The following is a 25,720-nucleotide window of genomic DNA, read 5'->3' on the forward strand; positions in this document are numbered from 1 at the left end:
CACCTAGTCTCCCTCGTGAAGGGGCCCGCCAAGGGCCACCGCCACACACGACGGGGACACCCAATGAACCGCATCGCCACCTGGTCCGCAGCCGCGGCCCTCGCCCTCAGCCCCCTGGCCCTCGCCCAGCCCACCACCGCGGCGCCGGCGAGGATCGCCAACGCCTACACGGTCACCGCGAAGGTCAACACCGACACCGCCATCGCCAAGGAGACCATCGTCAAGGTCACGGGCCGCGTCACGCCCAAGGCCGCCGGCGAGAAGGTGATCCTCCAGCAGCGCGTGGGCACCAAGAAGAAGTGGACCGCCACCGGCGACGCCAAGGTGAAGTCCAACGGCACCTACAAGCTCACCGACAAGCCGTCGACGCCCGGCTCGCGCGAGTACCGCGTCCTCAAGCCCGCCTCCAAGGGCATCGCCAAGGGCCTCAGCAAGGCGGTCCAGGTCGAGGTCTACCGCTGGGAGAAGCTGGCCAACCGGCAGCCCGTCGCCACCAACTTCAACGCCCCGGTCGGTGTGAACATCGGCACCGAGTACTTCGGCAGCAGCCTCGCCACCGCCACCTCCGGCGTGCCGTCGACCCTCGAGTACACGCTGGGCCGCAAGTGCACCGAGATGCGCGCGACGTACGCCCTCACCGACGAGTCGGTCACCGGCGCGATCGGCACCGTCAGGGTCACCGGCGACGGTGCGGTCCTGGTCGACCACGCCCTGGCCGTGGGCACCATCGTGTCGGACGAGACCTCCGACCTGACCGGCGTCTTCCGCCTGAAGGTCGACGCCACCACCACGGCGGCCCCGGCGGCCGCGACCGTCGCGATCGGCACCCCCGAGGTGCTCTGCACGCGCTGACGCGCGCCTGATCCGCAGCGGCGGGCACGACCGGGGTACAGGCCCCCGGGCGTGCCCGCCTCTGCTTTAGCGCTCCTGAGCGCCGCGCCGTAGTGTGGGCTCTCGTGGCAGGCATCGACTACGACGTAGAGATCAAGCAGCTCCAGGCGACCATGAAGACCATCGGTCAGGTCCTCGACCTCGACGGCATGCGTCGCGAGATCGCCGACCTCAGCGAGCAGGTCGCCGCGCCCGACCTCTGGGACGACGTCGAGAGCGCCACCCGCATCACCGGCCGCCTCTCCGCGCTGCAGGGCGAGCTCGACCGCTTCACCGGTCTGGAGTCGCGCATCGAGGACCTCGAGCTCATGGTCGAGATGGCCCAGGACGAGGGCGACGCCGACTCGCTCGCCGACTCCGAGCGCGAGCTGACCCGGATCAAGAAGTCCGTGGAGTCCCTCGAGATCCGCACCCTGCTCTCGGGCGAGTACGACGAGCGCGAGGCCATCGTGACGATACGCTCCGGCGCCGGTGGCGTCGACGCGGCCGACTTCGCCGAGATGCTCATGCGGATGTACACGCGCTGGGCCGAGCAGCACAAGTACGGCGTCGAGGTCTACGACGTCTCCTACGCCGAGGAGGCGGGGATCAAGTCCGCCGAGTTCGCCATCCACGCGCCCTACGCCTACGGCACCCTCTCGGTCGAGGCGGGCACGCACCGCCTGGTGCGGATCAGCCCCTTCGACAACCAGGGGCGCCGCCAGACCTCCTTCGCCGCCGTCGAGGTCGTGCCGATGATGGAGCAGACCGACGAGATCGAGGTCGACGAGAACGACATCCGCACGGACGTCTTCCGCTCGGGCGGTCCGGGCGGCCAGTCGGTCAACACCACCGACTCCGCGGTGCGCCTGACCCACCTCCCGACCGGCATCGTCGTGTCGTGCCAGAACGAGAAGTCGCAGCTGCAGAACAAGGCCTCGGCGATGGTCGTGCTCAAGGCCAAGCTGCTGGCGAAGAAGAAGGCCGAGGAGGCCGCGCTCAAGAAGGACCTCAAGGGCGACGTGGCCGCGAGCTGGGGCGACCAGATGCGCAACTACGTCCTCAACCCCTACCAGATCGTCAAGGACCTGCGCACCGGCCACGAGTCCGGCAACCCGAGCTCGGTCTTCGACGGCGACCTCGACGACTTCATGGAGGCCGGCATCCGCTGGCGCCGGGGAGCGGAGAAGGCCGAGGCATGAGGCGGGTTTCGGGCTCGCGGCCACCCCTGACGTAGCCTCGACGCCGTGATTCGCTTCGAGAAGGTGACCAAGGCCTATCCCGGCCACCCGCACCCGGCGCTCGACAACATCTCCGTCGACGTCGAGAAGGGGGAGTTCGTCTTCCTCGTCGGGTCCTCGGGCTCGGGCAAGTCGACCTTCCTGCGTCTCGTGCTGCGCGAGTACCGCCCCACTGCGGGCCGGGTCTACGTCGCGGGCAAGGAGATCAACCGCCTCGCGAGCTGGAAGGTGCCGCGGCTGCGCCGCGACATCGGCACCGTCTTCCAGGACTTCCGCCTGCTCCCCAACAAGACGGTCACCGAGAACGTCGCCTTCGCACTCCAGGTCATCGGCAAGTCGCGCAAGGAGATCAAGGACCTCGTCCCCGAGACCCTCGAGCTGGTCGGCCTCAGCGGCAAGGGCGACCGGATGCCCGACGAGCTCTCCGGCGGCGAGCAGCAGCGTGTCGCCGTGGCGCGGGCCTTCGTCAACCGGCCGATGATCCTGATCGCCGACGAGCCCACCGGCAACCTCGACCCGACCACGTCGGTCGGGATCATGAAGCTGCTCGACCGCATCAACCGCACCGGCACGACGGTCGTGATGGCCACGCACGACTCCGGCATCGTCGACCAGATGCGCAAGCGCGTCATCGAGCTGGAGAACGGCCACGTCGTGCGCGACCAGGCGCAGGGCGTCTACGGCCACCAGAGCTGACCCGACCCACCCGATCCGGACCCCCGAACGAATCGAGAGCCTCCACCCCATGCAGCTTCGCTACGTCTACTCCGAGCTCGGCCAGGGCCTGCGGCGCAACCTGTCCATGCACCTCGCGGTGGTGCTGACCCTCTTCGTCTCGCTGACCCTCGTGGGCATCGGCGTGCTCTTCAACCAGCAGGCGGCCAAGGCCGCCGACCACTGGGGCAACCAGCTCCAGATCACGGTCTACCTGTGTCGTGCCAACGACAGCAGTGCGGTGTGCCCCAACGCGGTCACGGACGCGCAGAAGAGCGAGATCTCGGCGGTCGTGGAGGACAACCCGGAGGTCGCCGACTTCCACTTCGAGTCCAGCGAGCAGGCGCTGGAGAAGGCCCGCGAGCTCTACGGCGACGAGCTGTTCACCGGCGACAACCCCGCCATCACCGCCGCCGACATGCCGCAGACGATCTGGATCACGCTCGAGGACCCCGCGAAGTACCAAGGCATCACGAGCGCCGTGAAGGGCCTCGACGGGGTGTCGAAGGTGCGCGACATGCGCGAGCAGGTGGCGCCGATCCTCGAGTCGATCAACATGCTGCAGTGGGTCGCGCTCGGCACGGCGGCGTTCCTGGTGTTCGCGGCGCTGCTGCTGGTGGCCAACACCATCCGGCTCGCGGCCTTCGCGCGCCGCAAGGAGATCGGGATCATGCGCCTGGTGGGAGCCTCCACGCTCTACATCGCGCTGCCCTTCCTCCTCGAGGCCCTGGTGACCGCGCTGATCGGCGTCGCGCTGGCCGGAGCCGCGCTGTGGGGCTTCATGTACTTCGGCATCGACGAGCTCTCGCAGAACCGGCTGAAGTTCGTCCCGTGGATCGGCTGGGACGAGTTCTGGCTCGCCGCGGCGTCCGTCGCGATCCTCGGACCACTGCTCACGTTGCTCCCGACACTCGTGCTGACGCGGAAATACCTCAAAGTCTGATCCCCGGGGGTTAGCGTCTAGCCGTCTGCCTCGTCGAAGCCGTCGGGGGAGGCACCCTTCCCCGCTTCCCCAACGCAAAGGCTTCCCCGGTGCGTACCTTCCCCCGTACCGCTCAACGACGCATGGCCGCAGCACTCGTCGCGGTCATGGCCATGGGCGTCCCCGCAGCGCATGCCGACGACCTCAAGGACAAGAAGCACAAGGTCGAGCGCGAGCTCAAGGGCGCGCACCGGGACCTCGACGAGTCGAGCGGCAAGCTGCGTCGCGCGGACGCCCGCCTCAGCGCCGCCGAGGCGCAGCTCGGCACCGCCAAGACCCGGCTCGCCACCGCACGCGGCAAGGTCGCGGTGGCGCGCGAGCGCGACGCCGAGATGCAGGCCGAGCTGGCGCAGGCGGAGGCCGAGCTCGCGACCGCCGAGGCCGAGCTCGAGCAGGGCAAGGCCGACCGTGAGACGCAGCGCGCGAAGGTCGCCTCCACGGTCGCCGACATGTACTCCGAGGGCGACCCCGAGCTGATCGCATTCTCCTCGCTCATCGACGCCGAGTCGACCGAGGAGCTCACCCGCCGTGACGGCGTGCGCGACGTGATCGTGGGCCAGGAGGCCCGGGCGTACGACGAGCTCAAGGCCGCCGAGGTGCTCCTCGAGGTGCGCGAGCAGCAGGTCTCCGACGCCCGCGACGACGTGGCCGCCAAGCGCGAGGCCGCCGCCGAGCACCTCGCCCTCATGCAGTCGCTCGAGGCCGAGGAGCAGGCCGCGAAGGACTCGGTGGTGTCGCTGGTCGTCGAGCGCCGCGACGCACGGGCCGGTGCCCGCGCCGCGCGTGCCGCGGACCTCGCCAAGCTCCGCAAGCTCGAGAAGGAGCAGAACCAGATCGAGGAGATGCTGCGCAAGCGGGCCCTGGCCGCCCTGCGCCGCGCTCGTGCGCAGGCGCGCGCGCACTCCCGGTCGCAGCTCGGCGGCCCGTCGTCGGGCCTGCTGGCCCACCCCGTCGACGGCTACGTCACCTCGCCGTTCGGCTACCGCATCCACCCGATCTACCACTACTGGGGCCTGCACGACGGCGTCGACTTCGGCGGCGGCTGCGGCACGCCGCTCAAGGCCGCGGCGCCGGGCCGGGTGGTCGCGTCGTACTGGAGCGACGTCTACGGCCACCGCCTGGTCGTCGACCACGGTGTGCTGGCCGGCAAGGGCATCGCCACGATCTACAACCACGCCAGCAGCTACACCGTCGGCGTGGGCGCCCAGGTCTCCGAGGGCCAGGTGATCGGCTACGAGGGCGACACCGGCTGGTCCACCGGGTGCCACCTGCACTTCACGGTGATGGCGAACGGCCAGGCCGTCGACCCGATGAATTGGTTCTGATCGGCCACGGCCGAGCGCAGCGAGGGCGTGAGGAGCCGATCAGGTTGAGGAGCGACCGTCAGACCCGAGCGCAGCGAGGGACTGGGGGCTCGCGTCTCGAAACCTGCCGCTATGAATTGGACAGCGCCTGAGAGAATGGCTCCATGGCGAAGGAGCAGGGCCAGAAGATGGTCGCGCAGAACAAGAAGGCCCGCCACGACTACCACATCGAGGACACCTGGGAGGCCGGGCTGGTCCTCATGGGCACCGAGGTGAAGTCGTTGCGCCAGGGCCGCGCGTCCCTCGTCGACGGCTTCGCCGAGATCGACAACGGCGAGGCGTGGCTGCTCGGCGTGCACATCCCGGAGTACAGCCAGGGCACCTGGACCAACCACGCCGCGCGCCGTCGCCGCAAGCTGCTGCTCAACCGCTCCGAGATCGACAAGATCGAGCGCAAGATCACCGACAAGGGCTACACGATCGTGCCGCTGGCGATCTACTTCAAGGACGGCCGGGCCAAGGTCGAGATCGCGCTCGCCAAGGGCAAGAAGTCCTACGACAAGCGCCACACGCTCGCGGAGCGCACCGCCAACCGCGAGAAGGTCGAGGCGGTCCAGCGCCGGCTCAAGGGTCACCGCGACTGATGGTCGACCCGAGGTCGTTCGCCGAGGAGCTCGGCCTGCCCGGCCTGATGGACATCCACACCCACTTCCTCCCGCCGCGGGTGATGGCCAAGGTGCGCGCGCAGTTCGACGCGGCGGGCCCGCTGATCGGCCGACCGTGGCCGCTGCACTACCGCGACGACGACGACGTGCTCGTCGAGACCCTGCGGTCCTTCGGCGTGCGACGCTTCACCGCCCTGCCCTATGCGCACAGGCCCGACATGGCCGAGTTCCTCAACGACTGGGCGGCCGGCTTCGCCGCGCGGGTGCCCGAGGCGGCGGTGTGCGGCACGTTCTTCCCCGAGCCCGGCGTGACGTCGTACGTCGCCTCTCGGGCCTCATCGGTGGAGGTCTGGAAGGTGCACGTGCAGGTCGGTGCGTTCGACGTCACCGACCCGCTGCTCGACGAGGCGTGGGGTCTGGTGGCCGAGACCGGCACACCGGTCGTGCTGCACGCCGGCAGCGGACCCGTCGCCACCGAGCACACCGGCCCCGCACCGGTGGCCGCGCTGCTGGCGCGCCACCCCCGGCTGCGACTGGTGATCGCGCACGCGGGGGCGCCGGAGTACGCCGAGTTCCTCGCGCTCGCCGAGGCGCACGAGCGGGTGGCGCTCGACACGACGATGGCCTTCACGCCGTTCTTCGAGGAGATGGGCGGTGCCTACCCGGCCGAGCTGCTGCCGCAGCTGCGTGACCTCGGCCTGGCCGGCAAGGTGCACCTGGGCAGCGACTTCCCCAACATCCCCTACCCCTACGACGTCCAGCTCGACGCGCTCGCGCGGCTCGACCTCGGTGACGACTGGCTGCGCGCGGTCTGTTGGTCCAGCACGGCGGCCCTGCTGGGGGTGCCCTCGCTACGGTGAGGGGCGTGGAGTCCGGTACGTGGGTCGACGTCCTGCTCGTCGTCGCCTTCATCCTGGTGGGCGGGGTGTTCGCCGCCACCGAGATCGCCCTCGTCTCCCTGCGCGCCGCGCAGGTCTACCGGCTGGAGTCCCAAGGGGGCCGCGGCCACGCCGTCGCGTCGCTGGCTCGTGACCCCAACCGGTTCCTGTCCGCGGTGCAGATCGGCGTCACCGTGGCGGGCTTCTTCTCCGCGCGTTCGGCGCCTCGACCCTCGCGCCGTCCTTCGCTCCCGCCTTCGAGGCGCTCGGCACGCCGGCGCCCGACACGGTCTCCCTGGTGGTCGTGACACTGGTCGTGTCCTACCTGTCGCTGGTGCTCGGCGAGCTCGTGCCCAAGCGCCTCGCGCTCCAGCGCTCGGTGGGCGTCGCCAAGCTCTTCGCGCCCTCGCTCGGTCATTTCGCCACGGTGATGACCCCGGTGATCTGGCTGCTGTCGCTCTCCACCGACCTGCTCGTGCGCCTGCTCGGGGGCAACCCCGACGCCACCGGCGACGAGGTCGACGAGGAGGAGCTGCGGATGATGATCTCCGGGCACGAGGACATCCCCGAGGGCGAGCGCAAGCTCGTCGACGACGTCTTCGAGGCCGGCGACCGCTCGCTGAGCGAGGTGATGAAGCCACGCGGCGACGTCGTCTTCCTCGCCGGCGACCTGACCCTGGCCGACGCCGTCGCCGTGATCGTCACCGAGCCCTACACGCGCTACCCGGTCACGGGGGAGTCGTTCGACGAGGTGCTGGGCTACCTCCACCTGCGCGACGTGCTCGGCCACGCCGACGACCGCTCGCGCACCGTCGCCGACATCGTCCGTGACCTCCCGGTCCTGCCCCGCACCAACCGCGTGCTGCCATCGATCGACCAGCTGCGCAGCCAGGGCGCCCACATCGCGCTGGTCGTCGACGAGTACGGCGGCACCGACGGCATCGTCACCCTCGAGGACCTGATGGAGGAGCTGGTCGGCGAGATCCACGACGAGTACGACCGCGACGCCGAGATCGCCGCGGCCGGCGACCCCGCCACCGTCGACGCCGGGCTGACCATCAAGGAGTTCGGCGAGCGCACCGGCCTCGAGCTCGAGGACGGCCCCTACGAGACGGTCGCGGGCTTCGTGCTCCACCGGCTGGCGCGGATGGCCGACGTCGGCGACGTCGTGGCGGTCGGCGACCGCTCGCTCGAGGTGTCCGAGGTCGAGGGCCACCGCATCACCCGCGTCCGCCTCCACGCGGCTCCTGCCACCGACGACGTCGACCCGCAGCACGCCGACTGAGGCAGACTGGCCCCATGAGGGGCAGTGCCTCGAGCTGGATCGCCGCTTGCGCAGCGGCGGAGGCGATCGGCATGACCGCCGCGGCGACCGCGGCGCGGGTCGGTGACGGGCTGGACTCCCGGTGGGCTGCGCTGGGCCTCGTCGTCGCCGGTGGCCTTGTCGAGGGCACGGCGCTCGGGCTGGCGCAGTCATCGGTGCTGGCCGCCCGGCTGCCCGGGCTGCGTCGTCGGGCGTACGTCGTCGCCACCGTCCTGATCGCCGGGGTGGGCTGGGCGGCTGCGTCCGCCCCTGGCGTGCTCTCCACCGACGACGGTGGCGACGAGCCCGCCCGCGCCCTGATGGTGCTCGGCGGCGCGGCCATCGGCCTGGTGATGGGACCGGTGCTGGGAGGGGCGCAGGCGCTGGCCCTGCGGGGAGCCGCGGCCGCACCGCGGCGCTGGGTGCTCGCCAACACGCTGGCCTGGCCCCCGGTGATGGTGGTGATCTTCGCCGGCGCGACGGCTCCCGACGCGTCGTGGTCGACACTCCTCGTCGCGCTGACCGGGGCGGTGACCGGGGTGGTGGCCGGCACGGTGCTCGGGGTGCTGACCGCGGCGTGGCTCCCACAGCCGGTGCAGCGACAGCCGGCGCAGCCACCGGCGCAATAGCCTCAGCGCGTGAGCGACGACGCGCCCTTCCACGCCCTGGCCAAGCTCCTCGACGAGCGCTGGACCTGCCGGCAGTTCCTCCCGGACGAGGTTCCCCAACCCGATGTCGAGCGGCTCCTCGCGCTCGCCCAGCGGACGCCGTCGTGGTGCAACACCCAGCCCTGGCGCGTCGAGGTGACTCGCGGCGAGGCCACGGCCCGCCTGCGCGCGGCGTACGCCAAGCACGTGATGACCCACCCGCAGGAGCCGGACTTCGCCTTCCCGACGGCGTACACCGGCACCTACCAGCAGCGGCGGCGCGAGTGCGGGTTCCAGCTCTACGACAGCGTGGGCATCGCCAAGGAGGACTCCGGCCGGCGGCTCGAGCAGATGCTGCGCAACTTCGAGTTCTTCGGTGCGCCGCACGTCGCGATCGTCACCACCGAGGACGACCTCGGGACCTACGGCGCCATCGACTGCGGACTGTGGATCGGTGCGTTCCTCCTCGGCGCCCAGTCCCTCGGCATCGCCGCCGCGCCCCAGGCCGCACTGGCGGGGCATCCCGCGCTCCTCCGCGAGCACTTCGACCTGCCCGAGCACCGCAAGGTCGTGGTCGGGATCTCGTTCGGCTACGCAGACCTCGACCACCCGGTCAACGGCTTCCGCACCTCGCGGGCCGGGCTCGACGACGTGGTGACCTGGCACGACGCCTGAACGACGACGCGTGCCGCCGCGGTCACCGGCGGAATAGCGTTCGCGGCCCGGTGGTTGTGACCCGTAGACTGTGCGGTGCAGGCGCCATCAGGCATCGCGGAGCCTGCTTGACAACACAAGAGGGGCTGATCGGTTTCGACTTGGGACGTTAGTTCCAGGGGAAGCGGGTCGAGAAGCCAGCGTCATCTCGTAAACGATCGCTGGAAAACCATAGTTGCCAACACCAATCGCAACGACTTCGCTCTCGCTGCCTGAGCAGTGATCGAAGGGTCTGACCGGGCACCCGTCTCCGTCCCGGATCCAGGCCTCATCTAGGAGACTTGCTGGTCACTCTCTGTCAGGAGGGGTGGCCGGGACTCAATCCTGACTAGGCCTGTCGGCGACCTGTCTGTGGGAGCGCCGAGGCCGAGAAAAGCGACAGCACTGACTGCACCCGGAGAAGACCTGGATCGACGCTCGAGGACCGGGGTTCGATTCCCCGCAGCTCCACGTAGCAGCCCTCTTGACGACAGCCGTCCCGACCTCGGTCGGGGCGGCTGTCGTGTTGTGCGTGCGGAAGCGGTGGGTACCGTCGAGGAGCGGCGCTGTCCGGCGCCGCCACCCCCAGTAATCCGAGTCACCCCCGACTTCGAGGAGCCCTGCCGTGCCGAAGATCCTGATCGTCCTGACCGGTGCCGACCACTGGACCCTCAACGACGGGACCCAGCACCCGACCGGCTTCTGGGCCGAGGAGCTGCTCGCCCCGCTGGAGGTGTTCGCCGAGGCTGGGATCGAGGTCGATCTCGCCAGCCCCGAGGGCCGGACCCCGGTCGTGGACGAGGGCAGTCTCTCCCCGGACACCATCGGCGAGGAGGAGTCGGCCAAGCAGCGCAACGCACTCGACGACCTGGCAGACCGGCTCGCCTCGACGCTCGTCCTGGCCGACGTCGACCCCGGCTCGTACGACGCCGTGTTCGTGCCCGGTGGCCACGGCCCGATGGAGGACCTCGCCGTCAGCGACGACCTCGGCCGGATCCTGGTGACGATGCTCGACGGCGGCAAGGTCGTCTCCTCGGTCTGCCACGGTCCGGCCGGTCTCCTGCCCGCCCGGCGCGACGACGGCTCGTGGCTGTTCGCCGGTCGTCAGCTGACCGCCTTCACCGACGCCGAGGAGGAGCAGGCCGGCCTCGCCGACAAGGCGCCCTGGCTGCTCGAGTCGCGCCTGCGCGAGTCCGGCGCGAGCTTCTCGTCCGGCGAGCCGTGGGCGCCCTTCGTGGTCGTCGACGGCAACCTGGTGACCGGCCAGAACCCGGCGTCCAGCGCTGACGCCGCCCGCAAGGTCGTCGAGCAGCTCACGCCCTGAAGTTCTCGCGGGTCGAGGAGGTCGCGCAGCGACCGTCACGAGACTGGGACACATGGGGAACGAGGTGCAGCTCGATCGCGGGCTGGAGGCTGCTCCTGGTTCCCCAACCGTTCGCCGTGTCAGGGGGCCGATGGGCCGATTGACGCGTCCGGACGCCCCGGCGTCGGCCGCGAACCGGCGCAGTGGTCTCGGGACACGACTTCATCGTCCCTCGACCAGCGGGGAGCCGAGTTGGCCTTCGTGGTCGTCGACGGCGACCTCGTGGCGGCCGGAACCCGGCGTCCAGCGCTGACGCCGCCCGCAAGGCAGTCGAGGAGCTCGCGTCCTGACGGCGTGCGAGCATGCGGCCGTGAGCACTTCCGTCGACCCCGCATCCGTCCGCAGCGCGCCGCTGACCCGGGCGCACGCGGAGGACATCGTGACGTGGCGCTACGACGCGCCGTACGACGTCTACGACATGACGGGCGCGGAGCCGGACGACCTGCTCGACCCTGAGCTGGGCTTCCACGCGGTGGTGGCGGGCGACGTGCTGATCGGGTTCCGGTCCTTCGGTCCGGACGGCCGGGTCCCCGGTTGGGACTACGACGACTCTGCCCTCGACACCGGGGGAGGCCTGCGACCCTCGCTGACCGGGCAGGGGTTGGGCAGGTCGGTGATCGCCGCCGGCCTCGACTTCGGCCGCTCGCGGTTCGCGCCGGCCGCCTTCCGGGTGACGGTCGCGTCGTTCAACGCACGCGCACGGCGTACGGTCGAGTCGCTCGGCTTCGAGGTGGTCGGGTCATTCGCCGCCCGTCATGACGGGCGACCGTTCGACGTGCTCGTGCGCGACGAACGCCGCTGACGAGCCGCGTCGCCCTACGCCGTGGTCAGCGCGGACCGGTCGCCGTCCAGGGCGTGCTTCGAGCCATGTCGAGCGCGCGACGGGCGACGAACGGGTCGGCCTGGTTGAACAGCCACGGACGGCCGAACCAGACGAAGCCGTCGACCGACCGCGCGGCCACCGCTCGCTGCTCGGGGGGCAGTCCCCACTGCGGGTCGGCGGGGCGCGGGGTCGGCGGGATCCCGAGGGTGACGCAGCGCGTCATCGTCCTGGTGGTGCAGGTGCGGGCGTTGTTCTTCAGGTCCTTCTTGCTGGCCGGGACCATGTCGCGCCACTGGGTGGGCCGGCCGGACTTCGCCGTGTCGACGATGAAGTGCTTCTCGCCGTAGCCGTCGGCCTCGAGCAGGGCCAGGATCTCGCTGCCGCGGTCGATGTTCTCGACCGGGCCGGCGTAGTGGGTGGAGTCGAGCGCGAAGCCGCGGGCGTACTGGATGCCGGAGAGCTCGAGGATCTCGGCGCAGCGGAACGACTCCTGCGCGGTCCCGTTCTCGCACCAGTCGGCCGCGCCTGCGTCGATGTAGACGCTGGTGTTGGGCAGGGCGCTGAGCGTCTGGGTGGCCCACGTGAGGAGCTCGGACTTCGCCGCACGGTCCGGCGCGCAGAGCAGGAACGGGCCGTCGGGCTGCATCACCACGAGGGTGTGTGCGGTGCCGATCCCGGCGGCGAGCTCTGTGATCCAGGTGCGATAGCTCGCCGCCTCGGCGGGCGTCGTCGGGCGCTTGCACGCCTCGCCCTCCCACGGCTTCATCCGGAAGACGGCCATCTGGGCGAGGGTCTCGGGGTTGCCGTCCTGAGCGGACGCGATGTAGCCGGCCGCCGTCGTCCTGATCCGGTTGTCCGGCACGAACGCGCCGTACCACTTGGTGCGGGGCCGCTCCGCGATGGTGGCCAGCGCCTCCCGGGTTCGCCCGGTCGCCCGGGTGAAGGGTCGCCAGACCTGGTCCTGCGGACCCTGGTAGACGCCCCACAGGCGTCCCGCGAGCGGGTTGGTCGGGTTCTCGTCGTGCGGGGCCATGGGTGCGAGCCAGACCGGCAGCGACGACGTACGGGCCGGGGCCTGTGCAGCCTCCACGGGCGCGGCCAGGGGCGCCGCCACCAGGACGGCGGAGGCGAGGACGCGGACGAGGGAAGCGATGACCATGGCTCTCCCATGGTGGGGGAGCGCGTCGCCGCTCGGCGGCGTTTTCGGGATTTCCGGCCGGCTCAGGCCTGGCGTGCCGCGACGGCCGTGAGGCCCGGCTCGGGGTGCAGGATCGCCGCCAGCGCCTCGACGCCGTCGACGAGCCGTGGGCCGGGCCGGGCGAACTCCCCGTCGGCGTCGACGGCCCAGACGGGCACGCCGGGGAAGCGACGGCGTACGTCGACCGCCAGCGCGGTGCTGCCCTCGAGGTCGAAGCCACAGGGGGCGACGACGACCACGTCGGGCCGCGACCCCTCGGCCTCGTCCCACGTGATGCGGCTCGACTTGCTCCCCGCCACGCCCAGCGTCGGCTCGCCACCGGCCAGCGCGACCATCTCGGGGATCCAGTGCCCCGGCGCGAACGGCGGGTCGGTCCACTCCAGCACCAGCACGCGCGGGCGCTCGCGACCCGCGACCCGGTCGGCGACGGCGGCCAGGCGCTCCCGCAGCGACGCGACGAGGGCGGCGGCGCCATCGACCCGGCCGGTGAGGCGCCCGACCTCGGTGACCGAGGCCAGCACGTCGTCGAGCGAGTGCGGGTCGATCGTCGCCACCTCGGCACGGCAGCCGAGGTAGGACAACGCGTCGTCGACGGTGCCTACGTCGACGGCGCACACCGCGCACAGGTCCTGGGTGACGACGAGGTCGGCGTCGAGCTCGGCCAGCGCCCCGGCGTCGAGGCGGTAGAGGTCCTCGCCGGCGGCCAGCGCCGCGCCGACGAAGTCGTCGATCTCTTTGGGAGAGAGGCCTTCCGGCATGGCCGACGTCGACACGACGCGGCGCTCCCGGGCCTCGGCGGGGTGGTCGCACTCGAACGTCACGCCCACGACGTCGTCGCCGGCTCCGATGGCGAAGAGGATCTCGGTGGCAGACGGGATGAGCGAGACGATGCGCATCCCGCGAGCCTAGGGCGCGCGGCTCATCCGCAGCGAGTGAGCCTCCGCGACGCCGTCCTCTCCGCTCGGGAACGGGACTCGATCGCGTACGACGAACCCCCGGGGCTCGGTAGAACGGGATACCCAGGTCGTTGCCCTCGGTCACCGAGACCCACTGCACCGGTGGGCGAAGGACTGGTCGACCGCCGGTGGACTGCGCAGTGCTGCCGGGGAGGACGGACTGGGACACACTGGTGGACGCTGGACGCACGGCGTGCCGTGCGTCGAGCGGACGATGGTCCGCTCGACCGCCACCGTTCCGGCGCACCCGGCATGGCACGATCCCGACATGGCCGACTGCGTGTTCTGCCGGATCATCGCCGGGGAGGTCCCTGCCCACGTGGTCCTCGAGACCGACGACCTCCTCGCCTTCCTCGACGCACGTCCGGTGTTCAAGGGCCACGTGCTGCTTGTGCCGCGGACCCACGTCGAGACGCTGCCGGACCTGCCGGCCGGGCTGCGCGACCCGTTCCTCGAGCAGGCGCAGCGTCTCGCGACGGCGGTCAAGGACGCGCTCGGCGCCCAGGGCTCCTTCGTCGCGATCAACAACACCGTCAGCCAGTCGGTGCCCCACCTGCACCTCCACGTGGTGCCGCGCACCAAGGGCGACGGCCTGCGGGGCTTCTTCTGGCCCCGCACGAAGTACGCCGACGACGAGGCGGCGGCGTACGCCGACAAGCTGCGCGAGGCACTGGTGCAACCAGACGACTAGGTCGTGCGTCCTCCTCTCACACACAGGGGGACAAATGACCACTCGCACCACCGTCCGCGCGGCCCTCGCCGCGCCACTGCTCGCACTGCTCGTCGCGGCGGTGCCGGCGCCGCCGCCGGCGTCCGCAGCGGCCACGGCCGACCTCGCCGTCCGACCGATCGTCACCACGGCCACCGTCCCCGCCTCCGACCTGGGGCCGGACGCGGTCGTCGCCGTGGTCGACAGCAGCGTCGCCGAGGCGCTGAAGGGGGGCCGGATGCACCGCTCGCTGGAGGTGGTCACCGGCGACGGCGCGCGACACCCGGTCTACAGCGTCTCGACGCGCCGGGTCCCGGGCGGCTGGTATCCCGGCGACTTCGTCCTCGCCGACTGGCGCCCAGAGCTGCACACCGCGCTCCTGCGCGTCTCGCGCGGCAGCCACGGCGACACCCTCCTGTCGTACGACGTCACGACCGGGACCGTCCACGAGGTGGAGGCGCCGGAGCGGGCGAGCACCGTCGCCCTCGCCCCGGACGGCTCCGGGGTGCTGATGACGACCTACATGAGCAACCGGGGTGCGGGGCGCGTCGCGACGCTGGGCTGGGACGGGACCCGGCTGTGGCTGCCCGCGCGGGCCGACGGCCGCGCCATCACCAGCATCGACGGCCGCACCGTCGTGACCGTCGACGACCAGCGGTGGTGGGTGGTCGACCTCGCGACCCGCTCGAGCACCACCCTCGAGCTGCCGAGCTGGTGCGTGCCGCACCGGTGGCTGGACGCCGACACCGTGGTGGCCTCGTGCGGCCGGGCGGGCTGGAGCCAGCTGCGCGCCGTGAGCCTCGACGGGAGCTCGGTGCGCCTCGGGCTGCGCCACACCGCGAAGACCCGGCGCTCCGGGCCCGCCGTCTTCGACGACGCAGACGTCCGCACCGTGCAGGGTCGCTCCTTCTACGAGTCCCACGGCGGCTGCGGGGGAGGGTTCCTGACCCGGCAGGCCGACGACGGCCGGGTGCGCCCGGTGCCCGTGCCGTGGCGCGACGGCGCACTCACGCTGGTCGGGGCCCGCGGCGACGACCTGGTCGTCGCCCACCACCCCGACGACTGCGACGCCCGTCGGGCGCGATCGGTGCTCGCGCTCCTCGACCCCGTCACGGGACAGGTCGTGGAGCTGACCCGACTGGCCCGCGGCGAGTCGTGGCGCGAGGTCGTGCCGGCCTCGGAGGTGCAGGCCTGGATCGGGTGGTGAGGCTCAGCCGCGTCGGGGCGGCAGGGCCTCGGCGCCGGACGCGATCGTCACCATCGGCACGGGAGCGCGGAAGGTCCACGGCTCGTCGCGCCGGCGCAGGGGGTTGCCGGTGATCCTGGCGGCGAGCGTCACCGCCGCCACGCCGACCCCGACGCCGCCGATGACGTCGACGAAGAAGTGCCACCCGAGGTAGATCGTGGCCACGACCGTCATCACGAGGAAGGCCCAGGCCGCCACGCGGACGGCGAGCGGGAGCCGCATCATCTCGGCCACCAGGCAGATGGTGACCATGACGGCGACGTGCAGCGACGCGAAGGCCGCGATCGTCTGCACCGAGTGCGTGTCCCAGGGGCCGGCGAGGACGGCGACCCGGTCGGAGAGCAGCAGGTCGCGCACCGCCGTGTTGGGGGTGCGCGGCAGGGCGGCGAACCACTCGGGGTGGGAGTACGTCGGCCCCAGCGAGGGCAGTGCGTAGTAGAGGATCACGCCGAGGCCCCAGTTGAGGGAGATCGCGGTGACGTACCACGCGCCGGCGGTCGAGCGCCGGGTCCAGACCAGCGCGATCGCCAGCGTCGCCGGCACGAGCCCGATCCAGATGAGGTAGACCGAGGCCATCACCCAGTTCGCGAACCCCGTGCCGAGCACGTCGTGCAGCAGGACCGCCGGGTCGTGGCCCAGCCAGATCAGCCGGTCGAGGTGGCGCAGCTCCGGGTCGGCGATCCGGTCGGTGACGAAGGGGACATAGCTCTTGAGGTTGCGGAACGCGACGTAGGCGACGTACCACGTCACCAGGCCGCTCACCGTGAACCGGACCTGGTCGCGGTCCCAGCGCTCGCGCAGCACCTCGCGCACGGTCGCGCGCCCGGCCCAGCCCTCGCGGCGGGCCAGCAGCAACCACCGGGTGACCACGTCGAGCGCCACGGCGGAGGCGACGATCACCGGGAGCCGGAACCAGGTCGGCATGTTGGCCCCGTCGGGGTCGCGCAGGGGCAGGTGGTGCTCCCACGCGACCAGCGCTGCAGCCACCGCCATGACGGCCGCCACGACGGCGGCGGCGCGAAACTCCCCCCGACCCATGTGCACACGGTAGCCAACCGGGGTCCCGGTGGACCGGACCACTGCCCACCCGTGCCGTCCGGCGTACGTCGGTGGGTAGCCTCAGGACCGTCCGTCCTGATCCCGCACCTCGACCTCAAGGAGTCCACATGGGTCGCTTCGACCGCCGTGTCGCCGTCATCACCGGAGCAGCGCGAGGCATCGGCTTCGGCATCGCCCAGCGCTTCGCCAGCGAGGGCGCCTCGATCGCGATCCTCGACCTCGACGAGGCCGCCGCGCAGGAGGCCGCGGGCCGCCTGGAGCTGGCCGAGGGGGCGAAGGCGGTCGGGATCGGCTGCGACGTCGTCGACTCGGCGGCCGCCGAGGCTGCCGTGCAGCGCGTGGTCGACGAGCTCGGCGGGATCCACGTCCTGGTCAACAACGCCGGCATCACCCGCGACAACCTGCTGTTCAAGATGACCGAGGACGACTGGGACCTCGTCATGAACGTCCACCTCAAGGGCGTGTTCAACATGACGAAGGCGGCGCAGTCGCGCTTCGTGGAGCAGAAGTACGGCAAGATCCTCAACCTCTCGAGCGTCTCCGCGCTCGGCAACCGCGGCCAGGCCAACTACTCGGCGGCCAAGATGGGCATCCAGGGCCTCACCCGCACCCTGGGCATCGAGCTCGGCCCCTACGGCATCACCGCCAACGCCATCGCGCCCGGCTTCATCGTCACCGAGATGACCGACGCGACCGCCCGCCGGCTCAAGATGGAGCCCGAGGAGCTGCAGCGCCTCAACGCCGAGGCCACCCCGGTGCGCCGCGTCGGCCAGCCCGAGGACATCGCCGCTGCGGCCGCGTTCCTCTGCAGCGACGATGCGTCCTTCATCACAGGCCAGACCCTCTACGTCGACGGTGGGCGCAAGCTCGGCTGAGCCGGATCCTGAGACCGACGTCACGGCCCCGACCGCGCGCACGCGCCGGTCGGGGCCGTGGTCGTGTTGCGCCCGGGCGTGGTGCGTGCCTACCTTGGACGGCGGTCGCGAGACCCACGGGACGGCTCGGGCCCTCCTGCTGGTGGCGGCCATCGACATCACGACACACCCGCCCGGGCTACGCCGAGTCCTGCCCGTCCGGAGCGGCCCCCCGAGAAGATCGAGGGCAGGAGTGGGGGACCCACAGGTTCCACGCCGGCCCGTGCTGCGGCACGAGTCGGCTCGGGGTGAAGCCACCACCTGGTGGCGGGGCACCTTCCAGCCCTAACCCGACAGCTCACCTCACAGGCGTGGGAAAGGACCACCCTCCATGCCTGCGACCCCTCGCACGGTGCGTGCCCTCGCGCTCGCCCTCGCCGGACTCGGCGTCACCGCCTCGACCATGACCGCGCTGCCGGCCGACGCCGCCTCCGGCTCCGGCGACAGCATCGAGTCCACCACCACGACCACGACGCGTACGGCCGCCAGGCGCGTGGCCGCCCGCGTCATCGGCGCCAAGGACATCGCCATGCACCAGCGCGGCGACGCCTACGCCTACGGCGCCGCCGGGCCCGACCGCTTCGACTGCTCCGGCCTCATCTACTACAGCTACCGCCGCGCCGGCTTCTCGGTGCCGCGCACCTCCAGCGCCCAGGCGGGTGCCGTGCGGCGGGTGGCCAAGCAGGACCTGCGGGCCGGCGACCTGATGTTCTTCTACGGCAGCGGCGGGGTCTACCACGCGGCGATCTTCCTCGGTTGGTCGCACGGCCACGCCGTGATGCTGCACTCCCCGGGATCCGGCCAGCGCGTGCGCATCGCCGCACCGTGGACGTCGGCGTGGTTCGGCGGCACCCTGCGCCGCTGACCCAGCGGCGCTTCTGATCCACCTGCGTCGCTGATCTACCCTGTGGCGCGCCTTCCCCGAACGGGGTGGGCGCGCCGCCACACTTTTCCCCTGAGTTCCCCCGCTCGATCGGAGTTCCCCCCGTGCGTCACCGCCTCCACCCCCTCTCGTCCAAGCCGGTCGTGGCCGCCCTCGTCGCGGCCTCGCTCCTCCTCGCCGGCTGCGGTGGCGGGGACGAGGAGGAGGCGCCCGCGGACGCCGCTCCCTCGGAGCCGACCTCCTCGGCGACCAGCGAGCCGCCGGAGCCGACGTACTGGCCGCTGACCGGGCTCGAGCGCACCGGCAACGCCCCCCAGCACCCGGTCATTGTCACCAAGGTCGACAACACCTCCTCCAGCGCGCCGCAGGTCGGGCTGGGCTCGGCCGACATGGTGGTCGAGGAGCTCGTCGAGGGCGGCTACACCCGCCTGGCGGCGTTCTTCTACTCCAAGGTCCCGGCCGACATCGGGCCGGTGCGCTCGATGCGCGCCAGCGACATCGGCATCGTGCCCGAGGGCGCGACGGTCGTCACCAGCGGCGCCGCCCCCATCACGATCAAGCGGATCAACGGCGCCGGCATCCCGTGGATCACCGAGGGCGCGGCAGGCGTCTACCGCGAGAACACGCGCTCGGCCCCCTACAACCTCTTCGCCCACCTCGCCGACATCTCCAAGCGGCTCAAGACCGACGAGGAGCCGCCGCCCTACCTGCCGTGGGGCACCAAGGCCGACCTGCCCAAGGGCGCCAAGGCGCGCACGCTGACCGCCGACTTCGGGGCGCACTCCACCAGCTGGCAGTTCCAGGGCGGTGGCTACGTCAACACCGACTCCTACGCCGCCCAGGGCGACCAGTTCCCGGCCGACTCGGTGCTCGTGCTCCGGGTCAAGGTGGGCGACGCGGGCTACCGCGACCCCGCGGGCTACCCCGTCCCCGAGACCAAGTTCGAGGGCACGGGCGCCGCGCTGCTGTTCCACGGCGGTCGCGTGGTCAAGGGCACCTGGACCAAGGACGGCCTGACCGGCGCGATCGAGCTCGCCACCAAGGGCGGCGAGCTGACCGTCCCGGCCGGCCACGTGTGGGTCGAGCTGGTGCCGGCGGTCAACGGCGACGTCAGCTTCGCCAAGTAGCCCCTGACTCCAGCAGCTGCTGGAGCCCGGCCAGGATGAAGCCGATGGCCGCCTCCACCCGGGCGGCCGCGGCTGCCGGGTCGTCGCTGACCGCGACTGCGCCCCCGGCTGCCGACATCGCGCCGAAGAAGATGCGGGTGAAGGTGTCGAGCAGCTGCTCGTCGAGGTCATAGGCGTCGGTGCCGAGCACCGAGCGCACGATCTCGTCGAGGATGGCGTACGTCGAGCGCTCCTCCTGCTCGCGGTAGCGCTCGTGGCCGAGCACGGACGGGCCGTCGGAGATCACGATCCGGCGGTAGGCCGGCTCCTGCACGGCGTCGAGGAAGGCGCGCAGCCCGGCCTGCGCCTTCTCCCACGGGTCGTCGTGGCCCTCCGTGGCGACCGCGATGCCGGCGGTCGCGCGCGACTCGACCCGCTCGAAGGCAGCCTCGAAGATCGCCTGCTTGCCGCTGAAGTGGTGGTAGAGCGCGCCCTTGGTGACCTCGGCCCCGGCGACGATGGCGTCCAGCGAGGTCGCGGTGTAGCCGTGCGCGGTGAACAGCTGCTCGGCCACGTCGACGAGCGCGCGCTTGGTGGCGTCGGAAGACATGGGCGCAGCCTAGGTGACCGGACTCACGCGCGGGCCGGTTGGAGACGGGAGCGCAGCGTGGGCATACTGAAAGTACGTACCGTCGGTATGTAACCCGAGGAGACCGCCATGACCTGGACGTCCCACCACCGACGCGGAGACGTGCTCCGCGAGGTGATCCGCGCCGCCGACACCCGACTCGACGGCCACCTGCCCCTCGACGTCGAGGGCGTCACCGAGACCTTCGGCGACGACCTCACGCTCCTGGGCGCCCTGCAGCTGCGCTGGCACACCCGACTCGCCGGCCACGTCGAGCGCGAGCTCGCCGACCAGCCGCTCGACCTCGCCCACGCCGTCTCCGTGGCCTGGCTGCGGGCCGCCGAGGACATGCCCGGCACGCGGGCGATCATCGACCACCACCTCGCCCACCCCGCCGGCCCCGAGATGGCCCGGGTGCTCGCCGTGGCGACCGGCAAGGAGCACGAGATGCTGGCCCTCATGGCCGGCCGCGCCAGCGCCCCGGGCGAGGCCGCCCGACGGGTCGGGGCTGCGATCGAGGCCGCCGCGCGGACGTCGTACGTCCCGGGCGCGAAGCGTCCCGCCTCCGCCACGCCGTCGCTGGTGCAGCGCCTCAAGGCGGTGCTGGCCGCCTGATCGGCGATCGGCCATAGTGGAGGACATGCAGCTCGCAGCGGGGATGCTGCTGGTGGCGACGCCGGCGCTGCAGGACCCCAACTTCGTCGACACCGTGGTGCTGCTGCTCGACGTCACCGACGAGGGCGTGCTCGGCGTGGTGCTCAACCGCCCCTCGCAGGTGCTGGTCGCCGACGTGCTCGAGCCCTGGAGCGAGGTGGTCAACGCCCCCGAGGTGCTCTTCCGCGGCGGTCCCGTGGGCACCGACGGCGCGCTCGCCGTCGCGCGGCTGCGCGACCCGGGCGACCCCCCGGTCGGGTGGCGCCAGGTCGCCGGGCTGATGGGGATCGTCGACCTCGACACCCCGACCGAGCTCATCGACGGCTCGCTGTCGGCGATGCGGGTCTTCGCGGGCTACGCCGGGTGGGGCGCCGGACAGCTGGAAGGCGAGGTCGAGGAGGGCAGCTGGTACGTCGTCGGCGGCGAGGTGTCCGACGCGTTCCGCGACGATCCCGCCGTCCTGCGGCGCGACGTGATGCGCCGCCAGCCGGGCATGCTCGCCTGGCACCTGAACCGGCCCGTCGATCCGGACCTCAACTGATCGCCGGGTTAGGCTCTCCCATCATGAGCACCATCGGATTCTCCCCGGGTAGTCAGACGATCGAAGAGCGTCAGACGGTCCCCACGGACGAGGGTGACCACGAGCGGTTCTCCCACTACGTCCCCAAGGACAAGCTCACCGAGGCGATGGTCATGGGCACTCCCGTGATCGCCCTGTGCGGCAAGGTGTGGGTGCCCTCGCGTGCCCCGGAGAAGTTCCCGGTGTGCCCGGAGTGCAAGGAGATCTGGGACTCGATGAAGCCCGGTGACAAGCCCGGCGGCTCTGGCGACGGCTCGGGTCCCGAGGCGTGACGGGGCGCCCTGACGCGCCGCTGCCTCCCGCCTGGCCCGACCGGGCCGCGTGGGGCACCGCGCCCTCGCTGCGTGCCTGGCAGCAGGCGGCGATGGACCTCTACCAGTCCCGCCAGCCGCGCGACTTCCTCGCCGTGGCCACGCCCGGCGCCGGCAAGACGACCTTCGCGCTGACCGTCGCCGCCGACCTGCTCAGCCGTCGCGTCGTCGACCGCATCACCGTCGTGGCCCCCACCGAGCACCTCAAGACCCAGTGGGCCGAGGCCGCTGCGCGCGCCGGCATCCCGATCGACCCCGCGTTCTCCGCGGGCAAGGGCCGCACCTCCGACGACTACGTCGGCATCGCGGTCACCTATGCCGGGGTCGCGGTCAACCCGCTCGCGATGCGCATCCGCACCGAGCGCTTCAAGACGCTGGTGATCCTCGACGAGATCCACCACGCCGGCGACGCGCTGTCGTGGGGCGAGGGCGTGCGCGAGGCCTTCGACCCCGCCGCCCGGCGCCTGTCGCTGACCGGCACACCCTTCCGCTCCGACATCAACCCGATCCCGTTCGTCACCTACGCCCCCGCCGACGACGGCATCCCCACCTCGGTCGCCGACTTCACCTACGGCTACGCCCACGCGTTGTCCGACCACGTCGTGCGCCCGGTGCTCTTCATGGCCTACTCCGGGGAGATGCAGTGGCGCACCCGCGCCGGTGACGAGATCACGGCCCGCCTCGGCGAGCCGCTCACCAAGGACATGCACGCCCACGCGCTGCGCACGGCCCTGGACCCGCGCGGGTCCTGGATGCCCGCGGTGCTGGAGGCGGCCGACACGCGCCTGTCGGAAGTACGCCGTCACGTCCCCGACGCCGGCGGCATGGTCATCGCCAGCGACCAGGAGACCGCGCGCGCCTACGCCGGGCTGCTCAAGAAGATCACCGGCGAGTCGCCCACCGTCGTGCTGTCCGACGAGAAGGGCGCGTCGAAGAAGATCGCCACCTTCACCGAGTCGGACAAGCGCTGGCTGGTCGCGGTGCGCATGGTCTCCGAGGGCGTCGACGTGCCGCGCCTGGCCGTTGGCGTGTGGGCGACCACGACCTCGACGCCGCTCTTCTTCGCCCAGGCGGTGGGGCGCTTCGTGCGCGCCCGCTCGCGGGGCGAGACGGCCTCGGTCTTCCTGCCGTCGGTGCCGCACCTGCTCGAGTTCGCCTCCGACATGGAGGCCCAGCGCGACCACGTGCTGGGGCGCCGGGTCACCGACGACGACGACATCTTCGCCGCCGAGGACGACCTGCTCGCCCAGGCCAACGCCGAGGAGGGCACGTCGGAGGAGCTCGAGATGTCGTGGGAGGCGCTCGGCTCCACCGCGTCCTTCGACCACGTCCTCTACGAGGGTGCGCAGTTCGGTCACTCCGGCGAGGTGCACGCCGGCTCGGAGGAGGAGATGGACTTCCTCGGCATCCCCGGCCTGCTCGAGCCCGACCAGGTGCGCGAGCTGCTGCACTCGCGGCAGAGCGAGCGGGCGCGCAAGCAGCGTGCCGAGGGCGGCGGCGACCGGGTCGTCGAGTCCGTCGCCGAGCTCAGCACCCACCAGCAGCTGGGCGTGCTGCGCCGCGAGCTCAACGGCCTCGTCGCCGCGTGGCACCACCGCACCGGGCAGGCCCACGGCATCACGCACTCGGCGCTGCGCAAGGAGTGCGGCGGCCCGCCCGCGGCCGTGGCCAACGCCGAGCAGCTCCACGAGCGGATCAACCGGATCCGCGAGTGGGCGATGCGGCAGACCTCCTGAGGCGGGTCGCGCCCCACTAGGGTCGTGACATGGCCTCGGAGACCTCGCAGACGCTCGACCGCGGCCTCCGGGTGCTGAGGGAGCTCTCGGAGAGCCCGGAGGGGCTCACGGTCACCGAGCTCTCGGGACGCCTCGACGTCAACCGCACCGTGGTGCACCGCCTGGTGAGCACGCTGGAGCAGCACGGGCTGGTGCGCCGCGACGCGCGCTCACGGCTCTTCGTCGGGCTGGGGGTGCTCCACCTGGCCAGCGGCGTGCAGCCGCTGCTGCGCGACCTCGCGATGCCGGTGCTGCGCCGGCTGGCGGAGTCGATCGGCTCGACCGCGCACCTCACCGTCGCCGACGGCGACGAGGCCCTGGCATTGGCGGTCGTCGAGCCCACGTGGACCGACTTCCACGTCGCCTACCGGGTCGGCGCCCGCCACCCGCTGTCGCAGGGGGCGGCGGGCAAGGCCATCGCCCTGCTCGACGCGGGCGGTCCGGCGTACGCCGTGACGAGCGGGGAGCTGGAGTCTGGGGCCCGCGGGCTCGCCGCCCCGGTGCTGGGCGTGGACGGCCTGCGAGCGAGCGTCGGCGTGGTCACCCTCGACGGCGCCATCGACGAGGACGCCGTCGCCCCGCAGGTCGTCGCCGCGGCGCGCGAGGTCGCCGAGCGGCTGCGCTGAGGCCTCAGCCCGCGAAGGGACGCGCCCCGGGGCCGGGCCGGCTCACGACGTCGCGCGGGCCGGTGACGTCGTGTCCCGCCTCGCAGCGCACCGACACCGCGACGGGTGCCCCGCAGTCGCGGTGCGCGAACTCCACCGGCGGGCCGTCGTCGTCGGCGTAGTAGCGGTCGCCCCACTCGGCGATCGCGACCATCGCCGGGAAGAGCTCGAAGCCCTTGTCGGTCAGCCGGTATTCATGGCGCTCGCGCTGCCCCTCCTCGCGGTAGGCCTCGCGGCGCAGGATGTCGTGCTGGACGAGCAGCGCGAGCCGGTCGGTGAGGACCTGCCGGGGGATGCCGGTGTGGCGCCGCACGTCGTCGAAGCGCCGGATGCCGTTGGCGACCTCGCGCACCACCACGAAGGTCCACCGCTCGCCGAGGACGGCCATCGCGCGACCGATGGTGCAGTTGTCGGTCGACCAGGCGAGGGCGGGGGGAGTGGCCACGTCGCCATGCTAGGTCCAGTTGACAGACTCAGACAAGGAGCCGCATGCTGGGTCCATGACACAGACTGAGGCGTCGACGTTCGCGACCGAGTCCCGCACCTTCAGCTGGGCGACGCCCGGTCAGGTGGACCTCGCGCGGCTGCTCGAGCTCGACGGGCTGCAGCAGCTGCAGGCGATGCGCGACGGCGAGCTCCCGGCGCCGCCGATCATGCAGACCCTCGGCTTCACCGACCTGCGTCCCGAGGCGGGTCGGGTGGTCGTCGAGATGCCGGCCGCCGGCTTCCACTACAACCCGCTCGGCACCGTGCACGGCGGGGTCATCTCGACGCTGCTCGACACCGCTGCCGCCTGCGCGGTGCACACCACGCTCGCCGTCGGCGAGGTCTACACCTCGGTCGACCTGACGGTGAAGTTCCTGCGCCCCGTCACGGTCGAGTCCGGGCTGCTCTCCTGCGAGGGCACGGTGATCCAGCGTGGACGGCGTACGGCCCTGGGTCAGGCGCAGCTCACCGACGGCGCCGGCCGACTGGTCGCCCACGCCACGTCGACCTGCCTGATCATGCGCGTGGACCAGTGACGGCGGTCGTCGCGAGCGGCAGCACGCGGTAGGGGATCTGGGTCGCGAGCGCGATCACCGTCGTCGAGCGGTCGATCGCGGGCTCGGTGAGCACCAGGTCGATGACGCGCTGGAGGTCGGCGTTGGAGCGGGCCACCACGCGGGCCCACATGTCGCCCGCGCCGGTGATCGTGTAGGCCTCGAGCACCTCGGGGATCTCGCCGAGGTGCCGCGCGACGGCGTCGTGGCCGCCGGCGCTGCCCGAGCCCTGGCGGATCTCCAGGGTCAGGAAGGCCGTCACGGGATAGCCGAGCGCCTCGGGGGAGAGGTCCGGGCCCCAGCCCGTGATCACGCCGGCCGCCGACAGCTTGTCGAGGCGCGCCTGGACCGTCCCGCGGGCGATGCCGAGCCGGCGGCTGGCCTCCAGCACGCCGAGCCGTGGCTCGCCGGCGAACAGCTCGATCACCTTGCCGTCGATCTCGTCCATCTGTGCCCCTGTGGTTGTGCAGGTTGTCCAGTGTTTCGGCGTACTGTTGCACATCTTGCCGAGCG

The 25,720-nt window shown here is 71.9% G+C and carries 30 protein-coding genes, 1 other RNA gene, 1 pseudogene and 1 riboswitch; of the genes and pseudogenes, 26 read left to right on the forward strand and 6 right to left on the reverse strand.

Features of this window, described 5'->3' with window-relative positions; all coding sequences use genetic code 11:
* Window positions 1-63 precede the first annotated feature (63 nt).
* The 15 genes and pseudogenes from ASG76_RS14800 (at window position 64) to ASG76_RS14855 (ending at window position 11,462) form a co-directional block, all read left to right on the forward strand.
* Window positions 64-852: a hypothetical protein gene (locus ASG76_RS14800; protein ID WP_056604894.1), complete on the forward strand. Its 789-nt coding sequence runs from the start codon at window positions 64-66 to the stop codon at window positions 850-852.
* Between the two features lie 104 nt (window positions 853-956).
* Window positions 957-2,072 carry a peptide chain release factor 2 gene (prfB, locus tag ASG76_RS14805; protein ID WP_056604895.1) on the forward strand — a complete coding sequence of 372 codons (1,116 nt, stop codon included), beginning with the start codon at window positions 957-959 and terminating at the stop codon, window positions 2,070-2,072.
* Between the two features lie 45 nt (window positions 2,073-2,117).
* Window positions 2,118-2,807: a cell division ATP-binding protein FtsE gene (gene ftsE, locus ASG76_RS14810; RefSeq protein ID WP_056604898.1), complete on the forward strand. Its 690-nt coding sequence runs from the start codon at window positions 2,118-2,120 to the stop codon at window positions 2,805-2,807.
* Between the two features lie 49 nt (window positions 2,808-2,856).
* Window positions 2,857-3,768, forward strand: coding sequence for a permease-like cell division protein FtsX (ftsX, locus tag ASG76_RS14815; RefSeq protein WP_056604901.1), 912 nt, complete (start codon window positions 2,857-2,859; stop codon window positions 3,766-3,768).
* A gap of 122 nt (window positions 3,769-3,890) precedes the next feature.
* On the forward strand, window positions 3,891-5,132 hold the full coding sequence (locus tag ASG76_RS14820) for a M23 family metallopeptidase (protein ID WP_056604904.1): 1,242 nt from the start codon (window positions 3,891-3,893) through the stop codon (window positions 5,130-5,132).
* 143 nt (window positions 5,133-5,275) lie between these two features.
* Window positions 5,276-5,755 carry an SsrA-binding protein SmpB gene (gene smpB / locus ASG76_RS14825; RefSeq protein ID WP_056604907.1) on the forward strand — a complete coding sequence of 160 codons (480 nt, stop codon included), beginning with the start codon at window positions 5,276-5,278 and terminating at the stop codon, window positions 5,753-5,755.
* A complete protein-coding gene (locus ASG76_RS14830) occupies window positions 5,755-6,636 on the forward strand; it encodes an amidohydrolase family protein (protein WP_056604911.1) in 882 nt (293 codons plus the stop codon). The genes smpB and ASG76_RS14830 overlap by 1 nt, the downstream gene beginning before the upstream one ends.
* Before the next feature lie 65 nt (window positions 6,637-6,701).
* Window positions 6,702-6,962 carry a CNNM domain-containing protein gene (locus tag ASG76_RS19780; RefSeq protein WP_268788372.1) on the forward strand — a complete coding sequence of 87 codons (261 nt, stop codon included), beginning with the start codon at window positions 6,702-6,704 and terminating at the stop codon, window positions 6,960-6,962.
* Window positions 6,941-7,153, forward strand: a pseudogene (locus tag ASG76_RS19875) (CNNM domain-containing protein); the annotation flags it as partial. The gene ASG76_RS19780 and the pseudogene ASG76_RS19875, both read left to right, overlap by 22 nt.
* A 132-nt stretch (window positions 7,154-7,285) precedes the next feature.
* Window positions 7,286-7,939 carry a hemolysin family protein gene (locus ASG76_RS19880; protein ID WP_414858333.1) on the forward strand — a complete coding sequence of 218 codons (654 nt, stop codon included), beginning with the start codon at window positions 7,286-7,288 and terminating at the stop codon, window positions 7,937-7,939.
* Between the two features lie 14 nt (window positions 7,940-7,953).
* Window positions 7,954-8,586, forward strand: coding sequence for a hypothetical protein (locus ASG76_RS14840; protein WP_157559137.1), 633 nt, complete (start codon window positions 7,954-7,956; stop codon window positions 8,584-8,586).
* Window positions 8,587-8,595: 9 nt separating this feature from the next.
* Window positions 8,596-9,279: a nitroreductase gene (locus tag ASG76_RS14845; protein WP_056604917.1), complete on the forward strand. Its 684-nt coding sequence runs from the start codon at window positions 8,596-8,598 to the stop codon at window positions 9,277-9,279.
* A 121-nt stretch (window positions 9,280-9,400) separates the two neighbouring features.
* Window positions 9,401-9,771: a transfer-messenger RNA gene (gene ssrA / locus ASG76_RS18855) on the forward strand.
* Between the two features lie 151 nt (window positions 9,772-9,922).
* Window positions 9,923-10,621, forward strand: coding sequence for a type 1 glutamine amidotransferase domain-containing protein (locus tag ASG76_RS14850; RefSeq protein ID WP_056604921.1), 699 nt, complete (start codon window positions 9,923-9,925; stop codon window positions 10,619-10,621).
* A gap of 349 nt (window positions 10,622-10,970) precedes the next feature.
* Window positions 10,971-11,462 (forward strand): GNAT family N-acetyltransferase, encoded by a 492-nt coding sequence (locus ASG76_RS14855; protein ID WP_056604925.1) that lies wholly within the window; start codon window positions 10,971-10,973, stop codon window positions 11,460-11,462.
* A gap of 25 nt (window positions 11,463-11,487) precedes the next feature.
* Here ASG76_RS14855 and ASG76_RS14860 read toward each other — a convergent pair whose 3' ends face one another.
* Both ASG76_RS14860 and ASG76_RS14865 read right to left on the reverse strand, forming a co-directional pair.
* Window positions 11,488-12,642: a glycoside hydrolase family 6 protein gene (locus tag ASG76_RS14860; RefSeq protein ID WP_056604928.1), complete on the reverse strand. Its 1,155-nt coding sequence runs from the start codon at window positions 12,640-12,642 to the stop codon at window positions 11,488-11,490.
* A gap of 62 nt (window positions 12,643-12,704) precedes the next feature.
* Complete coding sequence (locus tag ASG76_RS14865) at window positions 12,705-13,577, reverse strand: cobalamin-binding protein (protein WP_056604931.1); 873 nt, start codon at window positions 13,575-13,577, stop codon at window positions 12,705-12,707.
* A 328-nt stretch (window positions 13,578-13,905) separates the two neighbouring features.
* Here ASG76_RS14865 and ASG76_RS14870 point away from each other — a divergent pair, with 328 nt between their 5' ends.
* On the forward strand, window positions 13,906-14,328 hold the full coding sequence (locus ASG76_RS14870) for an HIT family protein (RefSeq protein ID WP_056605320.1): 423 nt from the start codon (window positions 13,906-13,908) through the stop codon (window positions 14,326-14,328).
* A gap of 34 nt (window positions 14,329-14,362) precedes the next feature.
* The gene (locus tag ASG76_RS14875; protein WP_056604934.1) at window positions 14,363-15,553 is read left to right on the forward strand and encodes a hypothetical protein; all 1,191 of its coding nucleotides are present in this window, start codon (window positions 14,363-14,365) and stop codon (window positions 15,551-15,553) included.
* Window positions 15,554-15,556: 3 nt separating this feature from the next.
* Here the strand turns inward: ASG76_RS14875 and ASG76_RS14880 are convergent, their stop codons facing one another.
* Window positions 15,557-16,630: a phosphatase PAP2 family protein gene (locus ASG76_RS14880; RefSeq protein ID WP_056604937.1), complete on the reverse strand. Its 1,074-nt coding sequence runs from the start codon at window positions 16,628-16,630 to the stop codon at window positions 15,557-15,559.
* Between the two features lie 128 nt (window positions 16,631-16,758).
* Here ASG76_RS14880 and ASG76_RS14885 point away from each other — a divergent pair, with 128 nt between their 5' ends.
* From ASG76_RS14885 to ASG76_RS14895, 3 genes are all read left to right on the forward strand, one after another.
* The gene (locus ASG76_RS14885; RefSeq protein ID WP_056604940.1) at window positions 16,759-17,526 is read left to right on the forward strand and encodes an SDR family NAD(P)-dependent oxidoreductase; all 768 of its coding nucleotides are present in this window, start codon (window positions 16,759-16,761) and stop codon (window positions 17,524-17,526) included.
* A gap of 171 nt (window positions 17,527-17,697) precedes the next feature.
* A riboswitch (cyclic di-AMP (ydaO/yuaA leader) is annotated at window positions 17,698-17,890 on the forward strand.
* A 6-nt stretch (window positions 17,891-17,896) separates the two neighbouring features.
* Window positions 17,897-18,430, forward strand: coding sequence for a C40 family peptidase (locus ASG76_RS14890; protein WP_056604943.1), 534 nt, complete (start codon window positions 17,897-17,899; stop codon window positions 18,428-18,430).
* Between the two features lie 122 nt (window positions 18,431-18,552).
* Entirely contained in the window at window positions 18,553-19,575 is a 1,023-nt protein-coding gene (locus tag ASG76_RS14895) for a DUF3048 domain-containing protein (protein ID WP_056604946.1), read from the forward strand.
* On the opposite strand, the gene ASG76_RS14900 is transcribed toward ASG76_RS14895, so the two are convergent.
* Window positions 19,559-20,164 carry a TetR/AcrR family transcriptional regulator gene (locus tag ASG76_RS14900; protein ID WP_082587576.1) on the reverse strand — a complete coding sequence of 202 codons (606 nt, stop codon included), beginning with the start codon at window positions 20,162-20,164 and terminating at the stop codon, window positions 19,559-19,561. The two genes, ASG76_RS14895 and ASG76_RS14900, sit on opposite strands and share 17 nt — an antisense overlap.
* 108 nt (window positions 20,165-20,272) lie before the next feature.
* Here ASG76_RS14900 and ASG76_RS14905 point away from each other — a divergent pair, with 108 nt between their 5' ends.
* The 5 genes from ASG76_RS14905 to ASG76_RS14925 are packed head-to-tail and all read left to right on the forward strand — an operon-like array spanning window position 20,273 to window position 24,128.
* The gene (locus ASG76_RS14905; RefSeq protein ID WP_056604950.1) at window positions 20,273-20,797 is read left to right on the forward strand and encodes a hypothetical protein; all 525 of its coding nucleotides are present in this window, start codon (window positions 20,273-20,275) and stop codon (window positions 20,795-20,797) included.
* 25 nt (window positions 20,798-20,822) lie between these two features.
* The gene (locus ASG76_RS14910) at window positions 20,823-21,377 is read left to right on the forward strand and encodes a YqgE/AlgH family protein (protein WP_056604953.1); all 555 of its coding nucleotides are present in this window, start codon (window positions 20,823-20,825) and stop codon (window positions 21,375-21,377) included.
* Between the two features lie 23 nt (window positions 21,378-21,400).
* Window positions 21,401-21,688, forward strand: a complete 288-nt coding sequence (locus ASG76_RS14915) for a DUF3039 domain-containing protein (RefSeq protein ID WP_056604955.1) — start codon at window positions 21,401-21,403, stop codon at window positions 21,686-21,688.
* Complete coding sequence (locus tag ASG76_RS14920; protein WP_056604958.1) at window positions 21,685-23,463, forward strand: DEAD/DEAH box helicase; 1,779 nt, start codon at window positions 21,685-21,687, stop codon at window positions 23,461-23,463. The genes ASG76_RS14915 and ASG76_RS14920 overlap by 4 nt, the downstream gene beginning before the upstream one ends.
* A 29-nt stretch (window positions 23,464-23,492) precedes the next feature.
* Window positions 23,493-24,128 carry an IclR family transcriptional regulator gene (locus ASG76_RS14925; RefSeq protein ID WP_056604961.1) on the forward strand — a complete coding sequence of 212 codons (636 nt, stop codon included), beginning with the start codon at window positions 23,493-23,495 and terminating at the stop codon, window positions 24,126-24,128.
* A gap of 4 nt (window positions 24,129-24,132) precedes the next feature.
* On the opposite strand, the gene ASG76_RS14930 is transcribed toward ASG76_RS14925, so the two are convergent.
* On the reverse strand, window positions 24,133-24,612 hold the full coding sequence (locus ASG76_RS14930) for a winged helix-turn-helix transcriptional regulator (protein ID WP_235529647.1): 480 nt from the start codon (window positions 24,610-24,612) through the stop codon (window positions 24,133-24,135).
* Between the two features lie 55 nt (window positions 24,613-24,667).
* On the opposite strand from ASG76_RS14930, the gene ASG76_RS14935 reads away from it, so the two are divergent.
* Window positions 24,668-25,189, forward strand: a complete 522-nt coding sequence (locus tag ASG76_RS14935; RefSeq protein ID WP_056604963.1) for a PaaI family thioesterase — start codon at window positions 24,668-24,670, stop codon at window positions 25,187-25,189.
* On the opposite strand, the gene ASG76_RS14940 is transcribed toward ASG76_RS14935, so the two are convergent.
* Window positions 25,170-25,655, reverse strand: a complete 486-nt coding sequence (locus ASG76_RS14940) for an Lrp/AsnC family transcriptional regulator (RefSeq protein WP_082587577.1) — start codon at window positions 25,653-25,655, stop codon at window positions 25,170-25,172. The two genes, ASG76_RS14935 and ASG76_RS14940, sit on opposite strands and share 20 nt — an antisense overlap.
* Window positions 25,656-25,720 lie beyond the last annotated feature (65 nt).

It is taken from the genome of Nocardioides sp. Soil774, assembly GCF_001428125.1.
Taxonomy (GTDB): domain Bacteria; phylum Actinomycetota; class Actinomycetes; order Propionibacteriales; family Nocardioidaceae; genus Nocardioides.